The organism is Pseudomonas sp. 25 R 14 (assembly GCF_900004755.1).
In the GTDB taxonomy this organism is placed as follows: Bacteria; Pseudomonadota; Gammaproteobacteria; order Pseudomonadales; family Pseudomonadaceae; genus Aquipseudomonas; species Aquipseudomonas brenneri.
In genome coordinates this window covers 85,954-100,147 of sequence record NZ_CVTS01000024.1, presented here as the reverse complement: position 1 = coordinate 100,147, position 14,194 = coordinate 85,954, and the positions used below count along the sequence as shown (strand labels likewise).

Here is a 14,194-nt window from a genome sequence, read left to right as displayed (position 1 = left end):
ATCCAAATTTCGGATATTCGTAATGAAAACTGGTAAAGAACTGAAACCCGGTACCGTGATCCGTATCGACAACGACCCTTGGTTGGTTCAGAAAGCTGAGTTCACCAAGTCTGGTCGTAACAGCGCAATCATGAAGACCAAGCTGAAGAACCTGCTGACCGGTTACAAGACCGAAACCGTATACAGCGCCGATGACAAACTGGACGACGTGATCCTCGACCGCAAGGAAGCGACCCTGTCCTTCATCAGCGGCGACACCTACACGTTCATGGACACCACCGACTACACCATGTACGAGCTGAACGCTGAAGACATCGAAGCCGTTCTGCCGTTCGTGGAAGAAGGCATGACCGACGTTTGCGAAGCCATCTTCTTCGAAGATCGCCTGGTTTCCGTAGAGCTGCCGACCACCATCGTGCGTAAGGTTGCCTACACCGAAGGTTCCGCTCGCGGCGACACTTCGGGCAAAGTGATGAAGCCTGCCAAGCTGGCTAACGGTACCGAGCTGCAAGTGGCTGATTTCATCGAAATCGACGACATGATCGAGATCGACACCCGCGAAGGTGGTTCGTACAAAGGTCGCGCCAAGAAGTAATTCTGGCGTTACTGACAAAAACCCGACCAAGAGTCGGGTTTTTTTATGCCTGTTTCCCGTCACACAGTGATATGCAAGCGCACATCGACATTGCCACGAGTGGCATTGGAGTACGGGCAGACCTGGTGTGCGGCATCCACCAGGCTTTGTGCCTCATCCGCGGCCAGGCCGGGCAGGGATACGTGAAGGTCGATGTCCAGGCCAAAACCACCGAGGATCTGGCCGATGCCTACATGGGCAGTGATCGAGGCGTCATCGGGGATTTTGCGTTTGCTCTGGCTGGCGACGAATTTCAGGGCACCGATAAAGCAGGCCGAGTAGCCAGCGGCGAACAGTTGTTCCGGGTTGGTGGCTTGGCCGCCGGCGCCGCCCAGCTCTTTTGGGGTGGCGAGCTTGACGTCGAGGATGTTGTCGCTGGAAACGGCGCGACCATCACGGCCGCCGGTGGCGGTGGCTACTGCGGTATAGAGGGTTTGCATGGGTTTTTCCTCGCTTCTTCTACACTAAAAGTTAGTGCGATAAATAGTTGGCGAGATAAATCTATCGTGCAAATATTTTGCGCGCAATATATTTTTTAAATGACCACGATTACCTGTAGGAGCCAGCTTGCTGGCGAAAAACCTGAGCGCGACGCGGGGCACCTGGCCCCCCGCATTATCGTTGGCGATTTTCGCCGGCAAGCCGGCCCCTATAGGGGCCTATGTTCGGTCGAAAACAGTGAGAGGGTCAGACGCTACCCTGCAAGTTCCTGCGCAATTGCAGCAAGTCCGCCTGCAGCTTCTGCAGTTGCTCCACCTGCAACCCGCTGGCGCCGAAGATGCATGGAGGAACATCCATAGCCTTGTCTCGCAACGCTCGACCTGCCTCGGTCAACTCCACCACGACCACGCGCTCATCGGCACGGCTGCGCGTACGGCTCAACAGGCCTTCGGCCTCCAGGCGCTTGAGCAGTGGCGTCAGCGAGCCCGGGTCGGTGAGTAGGCGGTTGCTGATTTCGCCCACGGTCAAACCATCCTTTTCCCACAACACCATCATGGCCAGGTACTGCGGGTAGGTCAGGCCAAGGGCTTGCAGCAGGGGTTTGTAGACCTTGGTCATCAACAACGACGTGGAGTGCAGGGCGAAGCACAGTTGGTTGTTCAGAAGCAGGGCGTCGCAAGAGTCTTTCATGGCAGTGCCTTAAAGCGTATTTGATCTGGAATCTAGCGGCCAAATCTTTAACGCGCCAGATAATTCTGTGGCAGTTGTCAGCCCCAGCCGCTTTGCAGTGCCAGATCCCAAGGCGGGACGGGGCTGAAACGGCTCTTGAGGTACTCCAGCAGCAGGCGGCTGCGGGCGTTGGCCTGCTGCTCCAGGCGCAGGGCGTAAATACCCGCGCTTTCGGCGGTAGGCAGGCCGTTTTCGCAGAACAACGGTACCAGTTCGCCGCGCACAAGGTATTCACTGGCCAGCCAGGTCGGCAGGTGAGCGATGCCCAGGCCGGCCAGGGCACCGGACAGCAGGGCTTCGGCATTGTTGGCGCTCATGCGGATACGCTGTGGGCGGTAAGTGTTCTTGCGCCCATCGAGTTCAAAGCGCCAGGCGAACATCGGCGCCAGTCCTTCCCAATCCAGGCCATCGTGTTCGTTGAGTTGGCTGGGGTGGGTCGGTGTACCACGGTTTTTCAGGTAGGCCGGACTGGCACAGGCGATTCGCACGATGCTGGCCAATGGCGTGGCGATCAGCCGGGTGTCGACGATATGTCCCGCGCGCAGCACCAGATCCACCTTGCCCAGGTGTTCGCCTTGCATGTCGACAAAGCTGTCGATCAGGTGCAGGTGCACGTCCAGGCCCGGGTAGACGGTCAGAAAGTCCGCAATGGCCGGCGCCAGGTGTCGCCGGCCAAAGGCGGCGGGCGCGTCCACGCGAATCAGGCCCTCGGGCGCATGGCTCAGCGACACGGCTTCGGCCCGCGCCAATTGCAACTCCCGGACAATCCGCCGCGCGCGCTCGGCAAACGCCAGGCCGGCGGGGGTGGGCAGCACCGCATGGGTACTGCGCAGGAATAACTGGCTGCCCAGGGCGCCCTCCAGGCTGTCAATCCTACGGGCAACAGCGGAAGGGGTCAGCGGATGGCGGCGCGCGGCTGCGGAAAAGCTGCCGGCCTCCAGCACATCGAGGAACAGGCCCAGCTGGTCAGTCAAGGTCGTGGGGTTCATGGGGGATTCGCTTGTGCGTATTTGGCATAGCCATTGTGCGTTGCTATGCGTTTCCATGCCAGAGTGGACTGCGTAGCATGCAGAGCTTGAGTCAGTGCGGGAGTGTAGCTGTGGTGGATATGGCGATGTATGTGGTGCTGGGCATAGCCCTGGGTACCGTCGGCGGTCTGTTTGGCATTGGTGGCGGGCTGATCGCGATTCCGGTGCTGGGCGTGCTGTTTGGCCTCGATCAGCAAATCGCCCAAGGCACGGCGCTGGTGATGGTGGTGCCGAATGTGATGCTGGCCTTGTGGCGTTATCACCAGCGTAATCGCATTGAGCTGCGCCATGCCTTGCCCCTTGGCGTCACGGGTTTCTGCTTTGCCTGGCTGGGTTCGATCTGGGCGGTAGGCATCGATGCGGGCGTCATGCGTATTGGCTTTATTGCGTTTTTGGTGGCCCTGTCGGCGTACAACTTGTTGCGTATGGTCACCAGCAATGCGCCACCCAGTGCGCAGATGCGTTACTCCTGGCCGTGGCTGGGGGTGTTGGGAGCGGCGTCGGGTTCCATGGGTGGCCTGTTCGGTGTCGGCGGCGCGGTGGTTGCGACGCCGGTCTTGACCAGTGTGTTCGGCACCACCCAGGTGGTCGCCCAGGGCCTTTCCCTGGCATTGGCCTTGCCTAGTACAGGCGTCACGCTGGTGACCTATGCCTGGCACCACGAAGTGGATTGGCTGATCGGCGTACCCCTGGCCGTCGGCGGGTTGCTCAGCATCAGTTGGGGCGTGAAAATCGCCCACGCATTGCCGGAGCGCCTGTTGCGCGGTTTGTTCTGCGGCTTCCTGGTGATGTGCGCGGTGATGTTGACCTTTAAAGTCTGAAACCCTCCAGGATGTATTCCGCCAGGCATTCGGTGATGGGGGAGGACATGCTCGGGTTGCGCAGCAGTCGCAGGTTGACCGTGTGCAGGGGGCCGAAACCTTCGTCACTGCCGAGTATGCGCAGATCTTCGGTGACCAGGCTTTCCATCATGACCGTCACCGCCAGCCCCGCACCGACCACCGCCTGGATCGCCGCGCCGTTGGAGCTGTGATAGGCCAGGCGATACTCGCGCCCTACGGCATCCAGCGAAGCGCGGGCCCATTGGGTGCAGAAGCTGTCCATGCCGGAAATCGCCAGGGGCAGGGCTTCGTGTTCATCCACGCAGAAGCAGGGGGAGGCCACCCAGACCATGCGTTCATTACGCAACAGCTCGCCGATTTCATTACCCGCCTCGCGGCTGACCACCGTGAGTGCCAGGTCGCGTCGCTGCATCAGGATGGGTGTTCCTTCGCAGTGCATCTCGATCTGGATCAGCGGGTATGCCTTGGAAAACCGCTTGAGAATGCCCGGCAGGTAGCGCATCACATAGTCATCCGGGGTGCCGATCCTCACCAGCCCGACCATGTGCGGTTCGCGCAGGGTGTTGAACACCTCGCTGTGCAGTTTCAGGATGCGCCGCGCATACCCCAGCAACACCTGGCCCTCGGGTGTGAGCCTGACCTGCCGCCCATCGCGCTCGAACAGCTTGCGTTGCAGCACGTCTTCTTCCAGGCGCTTCATCTGCATGCTCACGGCGGACTGGGTGCGATTGACCAACTCGCCGGCGCGGGTGAAACCGCCCTGGTCGGCGATGGCGACGAAGGTGCGCAGCACGTCGGTGTCGATGCTCGGGTAGTTGGACAATTGATCAATCTCCGAGATGTATAACATAAGAAACATTCGTTGGATTGATCATAGCCGCAGGCACAGACTTCAGTCATCCCCACTGGAGGGCGAGATGATGAAAGGTCAGAAAGGTTTTGTGTTGATGGTAAGGCGGCCGTTTTCCGGGCTGTTTCAACGAGTTTCTCGTTGGTATGCCCTGCATTGCGAACGTCAGTTGCTGGCAAGCATGAGTGATGAGTCGCTCAAGGATATCGGTTTGACGCGTGCCGATGTGGAGCAGGAGCGCCACCGGCATTTCTGGAATGATCCGTTGGGTAAATGACGGGCATCGCGCTACAGTTCGCGGGCGTAATCAGGAGATGCACATGCCCGCAGAACTGAGTTTTTCCCTCAAGCAGGCGCGCCGTCTGGCGCTGGCGGCCCAAGGTTTCAGCGGGCGCCAGCCGCCGGCGCAGGTCAAGGCCGCGCAGGTCAATCGCCTGATCGAGCGCCTGGGCGTATTGCAGATCGATTCGGTCAACGCAGTGGTGCGCTCCCACTATCTGCCGCTGTTTTCCCGCCTGGGCAATTATTCCCCGCTGCTGCTCGAACAGGCCGCCTGGAGCCAGGGCCGACGGCGCACGCTGTTTGAATATTGGGGGCATGAAGCCTCCCTGCTGCCCATGGCACTGTATCCGTTGATGCGCTGGCGCATGCAGCGCGCGTCCGAGGGGCAGGGGATCTATCAGCAGATGGCGCGTTTTGGCCGCGAGCAGCAGGCCACCATCCGCCGCGTGCTGGCTATCGTCGAACAACAGGGCGCGCTGGGAGCTGGCAGCCTGTCGACCCGTGAAGAGCGCGCCGGGCCCTGGTGGGACTGGAGTAATGAAAAGCACGCCTTGGAGTGGTTGTTCGCCGCGGGCTGGGTGACGGTGGCCGGGCGGCGGGGTTTCGAGCGGTTGTACGACTTGCCGGAGCGAGTCATTCCAGCGGCCATTCTGCAACAGGCGCCCTTGAGCGAAGCCAGCGCCCAGCGTGGTCTGATAGTGCATGCCGCAACGGCGTTGGGTGTCGCTACGGAAAAGGACCTGCGCGATTACTTCCGCCTGGAACCCGCGCAGAGTCGCGGGCGCCTCGCCGAATTGGTCGAGGATGGGCAATTGCAGGTCTGCCAGGTTCAGGGTTGGAAGCAGCCGGCTTATTGCCTGCCCGAGCCAAGCGTCCCGCGCAAGGTGGTGGCCAGTGCCTTGCTGTCGCCCTTCGATTCACTGATTTGGGAGCGTAGCCGCACCGAACGATTATTCGACTTTCGCTATCGACTGGAAATCTACACCCCGCAGGATAAACGGGTGTATGGCTATTACGTGCTGCCGTTTCTGCACAACGAACGGATTGCTGCGCGGGTGGACTTGCGGGCCGAGCGGGCCAATGGCCGGCTGGCGGTGCATGCCGTGCACGAGGAAGAACCGGGGTTGGACGAGGCGGGGATGCTGGCGTTGGCGTTGAACTTGCGGCAGATGGCCGATTGGCTGGGGTTGGCGCAGGTGCAGATCAACTGTCAGCGGCACAGTGCGGCCCGGTTGCGGGTGGCGATGCTGGCGATGGAAGTTGCCAGGTAGGGCGCTATCGCGGGCTTACCCGCGATAGCGGTGGATCAGGCCACCACCGCTCTAGCGTTTGACCTGTTTCAATGTCTCGGCAATCAGGAACGCCAATTCCAGCGACTGATCGGCGTTCATCCGCGGGTCGCAATGGGTGTGGTAGCGGTCCGACAAGCCATCCTCGGTAATCGGCCGCGCGCCACCAATGCATTCGGTAACATTCTGTCCGGTCATTTCGATATGAATCCCTCCGGCATAAGTGCCTTCGGCTTCATGAACCTGGAAGAATTCCTTCACTTCGCTGAGGATCTGCGCAAAGTCCCGGGTCTTGTAGCCGCTGCTGGCCTTGATGGTGTTGCCATGCATCGGGTCGCTGCTCCACAGCACCTGCTTGCCTTCACGCTGTACGGCGCGGATCAGGTTGGGCAGATGGTCGCCGACCTTGTTGGCGCCCATGCGCGCGATCAGGTTCAGGCGGCCGGGGTCGTTGTCCGGGTTGAGGATATCGATCAAGCGAATCAGGTCGTCGGGGTTCATGCTCGGGCCGACCTTGACCCCGATCGGGTTGTTCACCCCGCGCAGGAACTCGACGTGGGCGCCATCGAGCTGGCGCGTGCGGTCGCCGATCCACAGCATATGGGCCGAACAGTCGTAGTAGTCGTTGGTCAGGCTGTCGCGGCGCACGAAGGCTTGCTCGTAGTTGAGCAGCAGGGCTTCGTGGGCGGTGAAAAAGCTGGTCTCGCGCAATTGGGGCGAGGTGTCCATGCCGCAGGCACGCATGAAGGCCAGGGTCTCGTCGATGCGGTCTGCCAGTTGGCTGTACTTGTCGGCCAGGGCGGAGTTGGCAATAAAGTCCAGGTTCCACTTGTGCACCTGGTGCAGGTCGGCAAAACCGCCCTGGGCGAAGGCCCGTAGCAGGTTCAGGGTGGCGGTGGACTGGTGGTAGGACTGCAGCAGGCGGTCGGGATCCGGGACGCGGCTTTTCTCGTCGAAACCGATGCCGTTGACGATGTCGCCACGGTAGGCGGGCAGGGTGATGCCGTCGATGGTTTCATCATTGGCCGAGCGCGGCTTGGCGAATTGGCCGGCCATGCGCCCGACTTTTACCACTGGGCAGCCGGCGGCGAAGGTCATGACAATGGCCATCTGCAGCAGCACTTTGAAGGTGTCACGGATCTTTGCGGCGGAGAATTCGGCAAAGCTCTCGGCGCAATCGCCACCTTGCAGCAGGAACGCGCGACCCTGGGTCACCTCGGCAAACTGGCGGCGCAGCTCCCGGGCTTCGCCGGCGAAGACCAGCGGCGGGTAACTGGCCAGGCTCTGCTCGACCTGCAACAAGTGTGCGGCGTCAGGGTAGCGGGGTTGTTGCTGGATCGGCAGGGCGCGCCAGCTGTCAGGGCTCCAGGGTTGGCTCATCGTGAACTCGAATGAATGTCGGGGACGTGCATGTTATCAGCAATTAGTGCGTGACCTGCTGGCGCTGCTTGGCCGACAATCGCGCCTTTCCCGCCTGGTACCAGGCGGCTTGCACCCGTGCCGGGGCCATTAGGAGATGAAATGTCTGAGGAGCGCGTCGAGCGCCTGCTGGCTGAGGTCCATGACGACTTCGGCATGATCCGTGTGCTGGAAGTGGCCGATTACCGCTTTCTTGAGTTTGGCGATGCCATCGAGCAGAGCTGTGTGTTTACTGCCGATCCGAGCTGGCTGGAGTATGACTACACCCGTGCCATGCTGATTGGTGCCCTGTGCCATGAGCAGCCCGAAAGTGCGCTGTTCCTCGGCCTGGGTGCCGGGACCCTGACCCAGGCTTGCCTCAAATTCCTGCCCCTGGAAGATGTCGAGGCCATTGAGTTGCGCCCGGACGTGCCGCGCCTGGCTATCGAGTATTTAGGGCTCGATGATGACCCGCGGTTGTACATCCGCGTGGGCGATGCACTGGAGTTGCTGGAGACGGCAGAGCCGGCAGACCTGATTTTCGTCGACCTGTATACCGATGTGGGGCCGGGGGTTGGCCATCTGGCCTGGACCTTCCTGGAAAATTGCCAGAAAAAACTCAACCCCGGTGGATGGCTGGTGATCAACCAGTGGGCGACCGATGATGGCAAGCCGCTGGGTGCTGCACTGTTGCGCGGGCTTTATCATCGGCACTACTGGGAGTTGCCGGTGAAGGAGGGCAACGTGATCCTGCTGGTGCCGGCGGATCTGGAGCAGACGCTGGACCTGGCGGCGGTTTCAGCGCGGGCCGAGGCGCTGGCGCCGCGCCTGGGGTATTCGTTGCAGGCGTTGATCAAGGCTGTTCGTCCGGCGACCTAGTTGCCTGTACTGGCCTCATCGCGGTCAAGATGACCGCGTACACCTGTGGGAGCGGGCTTGCCCGCGATGAGGCCATCACATCTGCTCACAATCCCTTGAACACCCCCGGCCGCTTCTCCAGCATCGCCCGCACCCCTTCCTTAGCATCCTCGCTGTTAAGCAGTTTCTCGACCAGCACTGGCAGCCCGGCCGCCGCAGCGGTCTCGCCTTCATCCCGCGCCTGGCGTGCCGATGTCAAAGTCGCCTGCACCCCCAGCGGCGCCTGGCTGGCGATCCGATTGGCCAGGGCCAGCGCCCGGGGCAGCAGGTCTTCGCTGGCCATGACCTCCTGCACCAGCCCCAGTCGCAGCGCTTCATGGGCATCGAACTCATCGCCCGTCAGCAACCAGCGCATGGCATTGCCCCAGCCGGCGATCTGGTGCAGGCGCAGGGTGGCGCCGCCAAAAGGAAAGATCCCACGCTGTACTTCCATCTGCGCAAAGCGCGTATTGCTGGCGCACAGGTTGATGTCCGCCGCGAGCATCAATTCGATACCGATGGTCAGGCAATAGCCCTGCGCGGCAACGATCACTGGTTTGCTGACCCTGGGCCCGGCGAACACGCCCCATGGGTCGCAGCCTCCCAGCGGCGGTTGCCAGCCTTGCGCCATGGTGTGGGCGACGTTGATCAGGTCCAGCCCGGCGGTGAAGTGGTCGCCATGCCCGAACACCACGGCCACGCGCGCTTCTTCATTGCGATCGAACTCGCCATAGGCCAGGCTCAGTTCGTTGAGCAGGTCGAGGTCAAAAGCGTTGCGCTTGGCGACCCGATCAAGTCCCAGCAGCAGGACATGCCCTTGTAGTTCACGGCTGACGCGGCTACTGCTGGCTTGTTTCATGGGTGGATCCTCGGGCGCGAAAGGCAGTTTCGGACCGAAGGGCCCACTGCAAAAGGTGAAGCGTTTAAGCGCAATGACCAACAGGGCCGGGCCTTTGAAAAATAGACGTTCCTGCGAGGATGCGCAAAGCCTGTGACACAGAGCAGTTGAATGGCCTTTTCCGATAAAAAAAGCTCCCTTTTTCAGGGATTTCCGGTATAGTGCGCGCCGGCCTTTAACCGGGCCGCGTTTAGGTAGCGCAATTCCCCGAAGTCAGCTTCGGCTGCACGTCCGCACAGCGGACTCTTCCTTGACGAATCTTTTTCATTCATTCGTTTTCGCAAATCCCCGCCGACAAAGCAGCCAGGGCGACTCTTGAGTCTCAACACGGCATGCGCAGCTTTGGAGCATGGGTCTTTGCGGATGCACTTAGAGGCAGACCCATGACCCAGGAAACCGGCGGCTTCGCCGCTTTTAATCTTAACCCGAACATTCTTGCTGCCGTCATCGCGACTGGCTACGAAGAACCTTCGGCTATTCAGCAGCAATCGATCCCGATCATCATGGCCGGCCAGGACATGATTGGCCAGGCGCAAACCGGTACCGGTAAAACCGCCGCGTTCGCCCTGCCTATCCTGCACTGCATCGATCCTGCCAAGCGCGAGCCGCAAGCCCTGATCCTGGCGCCAACCCGTGAGTTGGCGCTGCAAGTAGCAACCGCTTTCGAAACCTACGCCAAGCAAATGCCGGGCGTTACCGTTGTGGCCGTTTACGGCGGCGCCCCTATGGGCCCACAACTGAAAGCCATCCGTAATGGCGCACAGATCGTTGTCGCCACTCCGGGCCGTCTGTGCGACCACCTGCGTCGTGACGAAAAAGTGCTGTCGACCGTGAACCACCTGGTTCTCGACGAAGCTGACGAAATGTTGAAGCTGGGCTTCATGGATGACCTGGAAGTCATCTTCAAGGCGCTGCCACCGACCCGTCAGACCGTATTGTTCTCGGCCACCCTGCCGCAGTCGATCCGTGCTATTGCCGAACGCCATCTGCGCGATCCGCAACACGTGAAGATCCAGACCAAGACCCAGACCGTTACCGCGATCGAACAGGCTCACCTGTTGGTTCACGCTGACCAGAAGACCTCGGCTGTATTGAGCCTGCTGGAAGTCGAAGACTTCGATGCCCTGATCATGTTCGTGCGCACCAAGCAAGCGACCCTGGACCTGGCCAGTGCCCTGGAAGCCAAAGGCTACAAAGCCGCTGCGCTGAACGGTGACATCGCCCAGAACCAGCGTGAGCGTGTGATCGACTCCCTCAAGGATGGCCGTCTGGACATCGTTGTGGCGACCGACGTTGCTGCTCGTGGCCTCGACGTTCCACGTATCACCCACGTGTTCAACGTTGACATGCCGTACGACCCAGAGTCCTACGTTCACCGTATCGGCCGTACCGGTCGTGCGGGTCGCGAAGGTCGTGCATTGCTGCTGGTGACTCCGCGTGAGCGCCGCATGCTGCAAGTGATCGAGCGTGTAACCGGTCAGAAAGTTGCCGAAGTCCGCCTGCCGGATGCCCAGGCCGTTCTCGATGCGCGCATCAAGAAACTGACCAACAGCCTGTCGCCGCTGGTGGCTGATGCTGAATCGACCCACGGTGATCTGCTGGACCGCCTGACTGCCGATATCGGTTGCACCCCGCGTGCCCTGGCTGCAGCCCTGCTGCGCAAGGCTACCAACGGTCAGGCCCTGACCCTGGCTGCGATCGAGAAAGAACGTCCACTGGTGCCGAACAACGCTCCACGCGGTGATCGTCCAGAGCGTACCGGCGACCGTCCGGACCGTGGTGATCGCGAGCGTCGTGCTCCGGTTGCATTGGCTGAAGGCCGTGCTCGTTGCCGTACCGCGCTGGGCGCACGTGACGGTATCGCCGCCAAAAACCTGCTGGGCGCTATCCTCAACGAGGGTGGCCTGGCACGTGAAGCAATCGGTCGTATCCAGGTGCGTGACAGCTTCTCCCTGGTGGAGCTGCCGGAAGATGGCCTGGAGAAGTTGCTGGCCAAGCTCAAGGACACCCGCGTTGCCGGCAAGCAGCTCAAGCTGCGTCGCTATCGCGAAGATTGATCGACCTTAGGGTTGATTGATCGAACATAAAAAATCCCCGACTGGTTCGGGGATTTTTTTTTGCCTGGGATTTGGGCCAGGACTGTAGGCGCGAAGTTATCCGAAGCGGTAGATGTCCATCCCCAATGCGCCCAGGGTGAAGCCTTGGTGCGCGATGCTGAACTCGCCTCCGGCCCCGCGCGCGAAATACAACGGTAACAAGTGCTCATCGCTGGGGTGGCTGCGCACCGCAAAAGGCGCTTGCTTGCGGTAGTCGTGCAGCGCGGTCTCATCCTGTGCCGACAGTTTGTCGACCACCCAATCGCGAAAGTCCCCCGCCCAGGGCTCAATGCTTTCCGGCCCGGCTCGCCAATCCAGCTCACCGAGGTTATGGGTGATGCTGCCGGAGCCGATCAACAGCACGCCTTGTTCACGCAAACTGCGCAGTGCCTGCCCGATCCGGGTTTGCAACGCAGGGCCCATATGGCTAGGTAGCGAGACCTGTACCACTGGGATATCGGCCGCCGGATACATCAGCGACAGCGGCACCCAGGTGCCATGGTCAAACGGGCGCTGGTTATCGAGGCGGGCAGGCAAGCCATCGGCTGCGAGCAGTTCGACGATCTGTTGCGCCAGTGCTGGGTCGCCGGGCGCTGGATATTGCACCGCAAACAGTTCGCGGGGGAAGCCGCCGAAGTCGTGCCAGGTTTCTGGGGCAGGGCTGCCACTGACCAGTAGCTCGCGACTTTCCCAATGCGCGGACATCACCACGATTGCCCTGGGGCGTGGCAAGTCAGCGGCCAGGCGCTGGAGTGCCGGGCCGCTGGCGCCGGGTTGCAGGGCAAGCATGGGGGAGCCGTGGGAAATAAACAGGCTGGGGAGCATGAGCAGGGCCCTCAAGGTTAAGATGGCACCATCTTCAATCAGATCATTGATCTAAATCTAATATAAGTTTTAGCGCTATTTGATCAAGTTTTCAGGGGTATTCATGGATTCCACTTTTTGGCATGACCGCTGGGCACGCAATCAGATCGGCTTTCATCTGCCAGAGGTCAATCCCTATTTGCAGCGACACTGGCCGGGTTTGGGGTTGGCCAGTGGGGCCAGGGTGTTGGTGCCGCTGTGTGGCAAAAGCCTGGACCTGCTGTGGCTGGTGCAGCAGGGGTATCGGGTCCTGGGTGTGGAGTTGTCGCAAAAGGCTGTTGAAGAGTTCTTCCAGGAGCAACACCTGACTGCGCAAGTCAGCCAGCGGGGGGATTTCAAGGTTTATCAGGCGGACGCTATCGAGTTGTGGTGCGGTGATTTCTTCCAATTGAGCGGTGCTGATGTGGCGGGATGCACTGCACTGTACGACCGTGCGGCGCTGATAGCCTTGCCGCCGCCGATGCGTGAGCGTTATGTCGCGCATTTGCAGGCGATTGCACCTCAGGTGCAGGACGGCCTGTTGATCAGCCTGGATTATGAGCAGGCCCTGAAGGCAGGGCCGCCATTTGCAGTGAGCGACGATGAGGTTCGGGGGCTGCTGGGAGTGCACTGGCGCCTGAGTGTCCTGGAGCAGCGGGATATCCTGGCCGAGAGCCCGAAGTTCGCCCAGGAAGGCGTCGCGCGGCTGGAGGAGCGGGTTTACCAACTGACGGGGCGGTAAAACACGCGAGCACAAAAAAGGGGCGATTCAATCGCCCCTTTTTGACCTGCTTGGCTGTCAGCCGCGACGACGCAGTGCGTCGATCCGCTCTTCCAGCGGCGGGTGGCTCATGAACATCCGCGCCAGGCCTTGCTTGACGCCACCGTTGATGCCGAAGGCATTCAGGGTGTCAGGCATATGCACCGGCAGGCCCTGTTCGGAGCGCAGGCGTTGCAGGGCGCCGATCATGGCGGCAGTACCGGCCAACTGGGCACCGGCTTCGTCGGCGCGGAATTCGCGTTTGCGCGAGAACCACATCACGATGGAGCTGGCGAGGAAGCCCAGGACCAGTTCGGCAAAGATCGTCGCCACGTAGTAGGCGATACCCTGGCCGCCTTCGTTCTTGAAGATCACCTTGTCGACAAAGTTGCCGATGATCCGTGCGAAGAACATCACGAAGGTGTTCACCACGCCCTGGACCAGTGCCAGGGTCACCATGTCACCGTTGGCGACGTGGCCGATTTCGTGGGCCAGCACGGCCTTCACTTCGTCGGGCGAGAAACGCTCCAGCAAACCCTGGCTGACGGCAACAAGAGCATCGTTCTTGTTCCAGCCGGTGGCAAAGGCGTTGGCCTCGTAGGCCGGGAAGATCCCGACTTCGGGCATCTTGATCCCGGCTTCGCGGGACAGTTGCTCGACGGTCTGCAGCAGCCATTGCTCATGCCGGGTGCGCGGCTGGGTGATGATCTGGGTGCTGGTGCTCATCTTCGCCATCCACTTGGAGATGAACAGCGAGAAGATCGAGCCGGCAAAACCAAAGACGGCACAGAAAACCAGCAGCTGATTGAGGTTCAGATCAACCCCGTTGGCCGCCATGAACCCGTTGAAGCCGAAAAGGCTCAGGGTGATGCTGGCAATCAGCACGACCGCCAGGTTAGTGGCCAAGAACAGCAGGATGCGCATCATGGTTGTAGAATTCTCCTCATGCTTAATATGTCGCGTACTGCGGGGTATATAAGGTGCGGCACTGGGCTATTCAACCGGGCGACTATTTCAAACTGTGTCCTACAGCTTGAATGTAGAGCCTTGAAGGTTTTTTCTGACTCTGAATGCCGAGGGAAATTCCCGTTCGACAGCCTTGGGGCCCTGTGATTGTTGGGGACTACAGAGTCGATGGGGCGTGGGGCGGGGCAAGAAGGTGTTTCTGCCTGGCGTGGGCACAGATGTGTTGCCAGATACTCGCTGT

Annotated in this window: 15 protein-coding genes and 1 pseudogene; 7 read left to right on the top strand and 9 right to left on the bottom strand. The window is 60.8% G+C overall.

Translation table 11 applies throughout. The annotated features are described in order from the left end of the window. Nucleotides 1-22: 22 nt before the first annotated feature. Nucleotides 23-595, top strand: coding sequence for an elongation factor P (locus BFQ03_RS04825; RefSeq protein WP_032863050.1), 573 nt, complete (start codon nucleotides 23-25; stop codon nucleotides 593-595). Between the two features lie 59 nt (nucleotides 596-654). Here the strand turns inward: BFQ03_RS04825 and BFQ03_RS04820 are convergent, their stop codons facing one another. From BFQ03_RS04820 to BFQ03_RS04810, 4 genes and pseudogenes are all read right to left on the bottom strand, one after another. After that, complete coding sequence (locus BFQ03_RS04820; protein ID WP_032863048.1) at nucleotides 655-1,074, bottom strand: organic hydroperoxide resistance protein; 420 nt, start codon at nucleotides 1,072-1,074, stop codon at nucleotides 655-657. A gap of 114 nt (nucleotides 1,075-1,188) precedes the next feature. Beyond that, nucleotides 1,189-1,275: pseudogene (locus BFQ03_RS30520) on the bottom strand (outer membrane lipoprotein carrier protein LolA); the annotation flags it as partial. A 46-nt stretch (nucleotides 1,276-1,321) separates the two neighbouring features. After that, nucleotides 1,322-1,765 (bottom strand): MarR family winged helix-turn-helix transcriptional regulator, encoded by a 444-nt coding sequence (locus tag BFQ03_RS04815; RefSeq protein ID WP_032863046.1) that lies wholly within the window; start codon nucleotides 1,763-1,765, stop codon nucleotides 1,322-1,324. A 77-nt stretch (nucleotides 1,766-1,842) separates the two neighbouring features. Beyond that, a complete protein-coding gene (locus BFQ03_RS04810) occupies nucleotides 1,843-2,793 on the bottom strand; it encodes a LysR family transcriptional regulator (protein ID WP_032863043.1) in 951 nt (316 codons plus the stop codon). Nucleotides 2,794-2,903: 110 nt separating this feature from the next. On the opposite strand from BFQ03_RS04810, the gene BFQ03_RS04805 reads away from it, so the two are divergent. Further along, complete coding sequence (locus tag BFQ03_RS04805; protein WP_032863042.1) at nucleotides 2,904-3,653, top strand: sulfite exporter TauE/SafE family protein; 750 nt, start codon at nucleotides 2,904-2,906, stop codon at nucleotides 3,651-3,653. Here BFQ03_RS04805 and BFQ03_RS04800 read toward each other — a convergent pair. Next, the gene (locus BFQ03_RS04800) at nucleotides 3,643-4,524 is read right to left on the bottom strand and encodes a LysR family transcriptional regulator (protein ID WP_032863036.1); all 882 of its coding nucleotides are present in this window, start codon (nucleotides 4,522-4,524) and stop codon (nucleotides 3,643-3,645) included. The genes BFQ03_RS04805 and BFQ03_RS04800 overlap by 11 nt on opposite strands. A gap of 70 nt (nucleotides 4,525-4,594) precedes the next feature. On the opposite strand from BFQ03_RS04800, the gene BFQ03_RS04795 reads away from it, so the two are divergent. Both BFQ03_RS04795 and BFQ03_RS04790 read left to right on the top strand, forming a co-directional pair. Beyond that, on the top strand, nucleotides 4,595-4,801 hold the full coding sequence (locus tag BFQ03_RS04795; RefSeq protein WP_032863432.1) for a DUF1127 domain-containing protein: 207 nt from the start codon (nucleotides 4,595-4,597) through the stop codon (nucleotides 4,799-4,801). 43 nt (nucleotides 4,802-4,844) lie between these two features. Then, on the top strand, nucleotides 4,845-6,077 hold the full coding sequence (locus tag BFQ03_RS04790) for a winged helix-turn-helix domain-containing protein (RefSeq protein WP_065942585.1): 1,233 nt from the start codon (nucleotides 4,845-4,847) through the stop codon (nucleotides 6,075-6,077). Between the two features lie 51 nt (nucleotides 6,078-6,128). Here the strand turns inward: BFQ03_RS04790 and BFQ03_RS04785 are convergent, their stop codons facing one another. Continuing rightward, nucleotides 6,129-7,475, bottom strand: a complete 1,347-nt coding sequence (locus BFQ03_RS04785) for a class II 3-deoxy-7-phosphoheptulonate synthase (protein WP_065942584.1) — start codon at nucleotides 7,473-7,475, stop codon at nucleotides 6,129-6,131. Between the two features lie 141 nt (nucleotides 7,476-7,616). On the opposite strand from BFQ03_RS04785, the gene BFQ03_RS04780 reads away from it, so the two are divergent. Beyond that, nucleotides 7,617-8,372, top strand: a complete 756-nt coding sequence (locus tag BFQ03_RS04780; protein WP_032863032.1) for a spermidine synthase — start codon at nucleotides 7,617-7,619, stop codon at nucleotides 8,370-8,372. A gap of 85 nt (nucleotides 8,373-8,457) precedes the next feature. Here BFQ03_RS04780 and BFQ03_RS04775 read toward each other — a convergent pair whose 3' ends face one another. Beyond that, nucleotides 8,458-9,249 (bottom strand): crotonase/enoyl-CoA hydratase family protein, encoded by a 792-nt coding sequence (locus BFQ03_RS04775; protein WP_032863030.1) that lies wholly within the window; start codon nucleotides 9,247-9,249, stop codon nucleotides 8,458-8,460. A 422-nt stretch (nucleotides 9,250-9,671) separates the two neighbouring features. Here BFQ03_RS04775 and BFQ03_RS04770 point away from each other — a divergent pair, with 422 nt between their 5' ends. Beyond that, entirely contained in the window at nucleotides 9,672-11,345 is a 1,674-nt protein-coding gene (locus BFQ03_RS04770) for a DEAD/DEAH box helicase (RefSeq protein WP_032863027.1), read from the top strand. A 96-nt stretch (nucleotides 11,346-11,441) separates the two neighbouring features. Here the strand turns inward: BFQ03_RS04770 and BFQ03_RS04765 are convergent, their stop codons facing one another. Further along, on the bottom strand, nucleotides 11,442-12,209 hold the full coding sequence (locus BFQ03_RS04765) for a DODA-type extradiol aromatic ring-opening family dioxygenase (RefSeq protein ID WP_065942583.1): 768 nt from the start codon (nucleotides 12,207-12,209) through the stop codon (nucleotides 11,442-11,444). Nucleotides 12,210-12,312: 103 nt separating this feature from the next. Here BFQ03_RS04765 and BFQ03_RS04760 point away from each other — a divergent pair, with 103 nt between their 5' ends. Continuing rightward, a complete protein-coding gene (locus tag BFQ03_RS04760; protein WP_032863025.1) occupies nucleotides 12,313-12,969 on the top strand; it encodes a thiopurine S-methyltransferase in 657 nt (218 codons plus the stop codon). 57 nt (nucleotides 12,970-13,026) lie between these two features. On the opposite strand, the gene htpX is transcribed toward BFQ03_RS04760, so the two are convergent. After that, on the bottom strand, nucleotides 13,027-13,914 hold the full coding sequence (htpX, locus tag BFQ03_RS04755) for a protease HtpX (RefSeq protein WP_029298042.1): 888 nt from the start codon (nucleotides 13,912-13,914) through the stop codon (nucleotides 13,027-13,029). Between the last annotated feature and the right edge of the window lie 280 nt (nucleotides 13,915-14,194).

Coding starts and splice junctions, on each gene's coding strand:
- BFQ03_RS04770 (WP_032863027.1), top strand. CDS start 9,672: ATGACCCAGGAAACCGGCGGCTTCGCCGCTTTTAATCTTAACCCGAAC.
- BFQ03_RS04800 (WP_032863036.1), bottom strand. CDS start 4,524: ATGTTATACATCTCGGAGATTGATCAATTGTCCAACTACCCGAGCATC.
- BFQ03_RS04790 (WP_065942585.1), top strand. CDS start 4,845: ATGCCCGCAGAACTGAGTTTTTCCCTCAAGCAGGCGCGCCGTCTGGCG.
- BFQ03_RS04820 (WP_032863048.1), bottom strand. CDS start 1,074: ATGCAAACCCTCTATACCGCAGTAGCCACCGCCACCGGCGGCCGTGAT.
- BFQ03_RS04795 (WP_032863432.1), top strand. CDS start 4,595: ATGAAAGGTCAGAAAGGTTTTGTGTTGATGGTAAGGCGGCCGTTTTCC.
- BFQ03_RS04780 (WP_032863032.1), top strand. CDS start 7,617: ATGTCTGAGGAGCGCGTCGAGCGCCTGCTGGCTGAGGTCCATGACGAC.
- BFQ03_RS04785 (WP_065942584.1), bottom strand. CDS start 7,475: ATGAGCCAACCCTGGAGCCCTGACAGCTGGCGCGCCCTGCCGATCCAG.
- BFQ03_RS04810 (WP_032863043.1), bottom strand. CDS start 2,793: ATGAACCCCACGACCTTGACTGACCAGCTGGGCCTGTTCCTCGATGTG.
- BFQ03_RS04775 (WP_032863030.1), bottom strand. CDS start 9,249: ATGAAACAAGCCAGCAGTAGCCGCGTCAGCCGTGAACTACAAGGGCAT.
- BFQ03_RS04825 (WP_032863050.1), top strand. CDS start 23: ATGAAAACTGGTAAAGAACTGAAACCCGGTACCGTGATCCGTATCGAC.
- htpX (WP_029298042.1), bottom strand. CDS start 13,914: ATGATGCGCATCCTGCTGTTCTTGGCCACTAACCTGGCGGTCGTGCTG.
- BFQ03_RS04765 (WP_065942583.1), bottom strand. CDS start 12,209: ATGCTCCCCAGCCTGTTTATTTCCCACGGCTCCCCCATGCTTGCCCTG.
- BFQ03_RS04815 (WP_032863046.1), bottom strand. CDS start 1,765: ATGAAAGACTCTTGCGACGCCCTGCTTCTGAACAACCAACTGTGCTTC.
- BFQ03_RS04760 (WP_032863025.1), top strand. CDS start 12,313: ATGGATTCCACTTTTTGGCATGACCGCTGGGCACGCAATCAGATCGGC.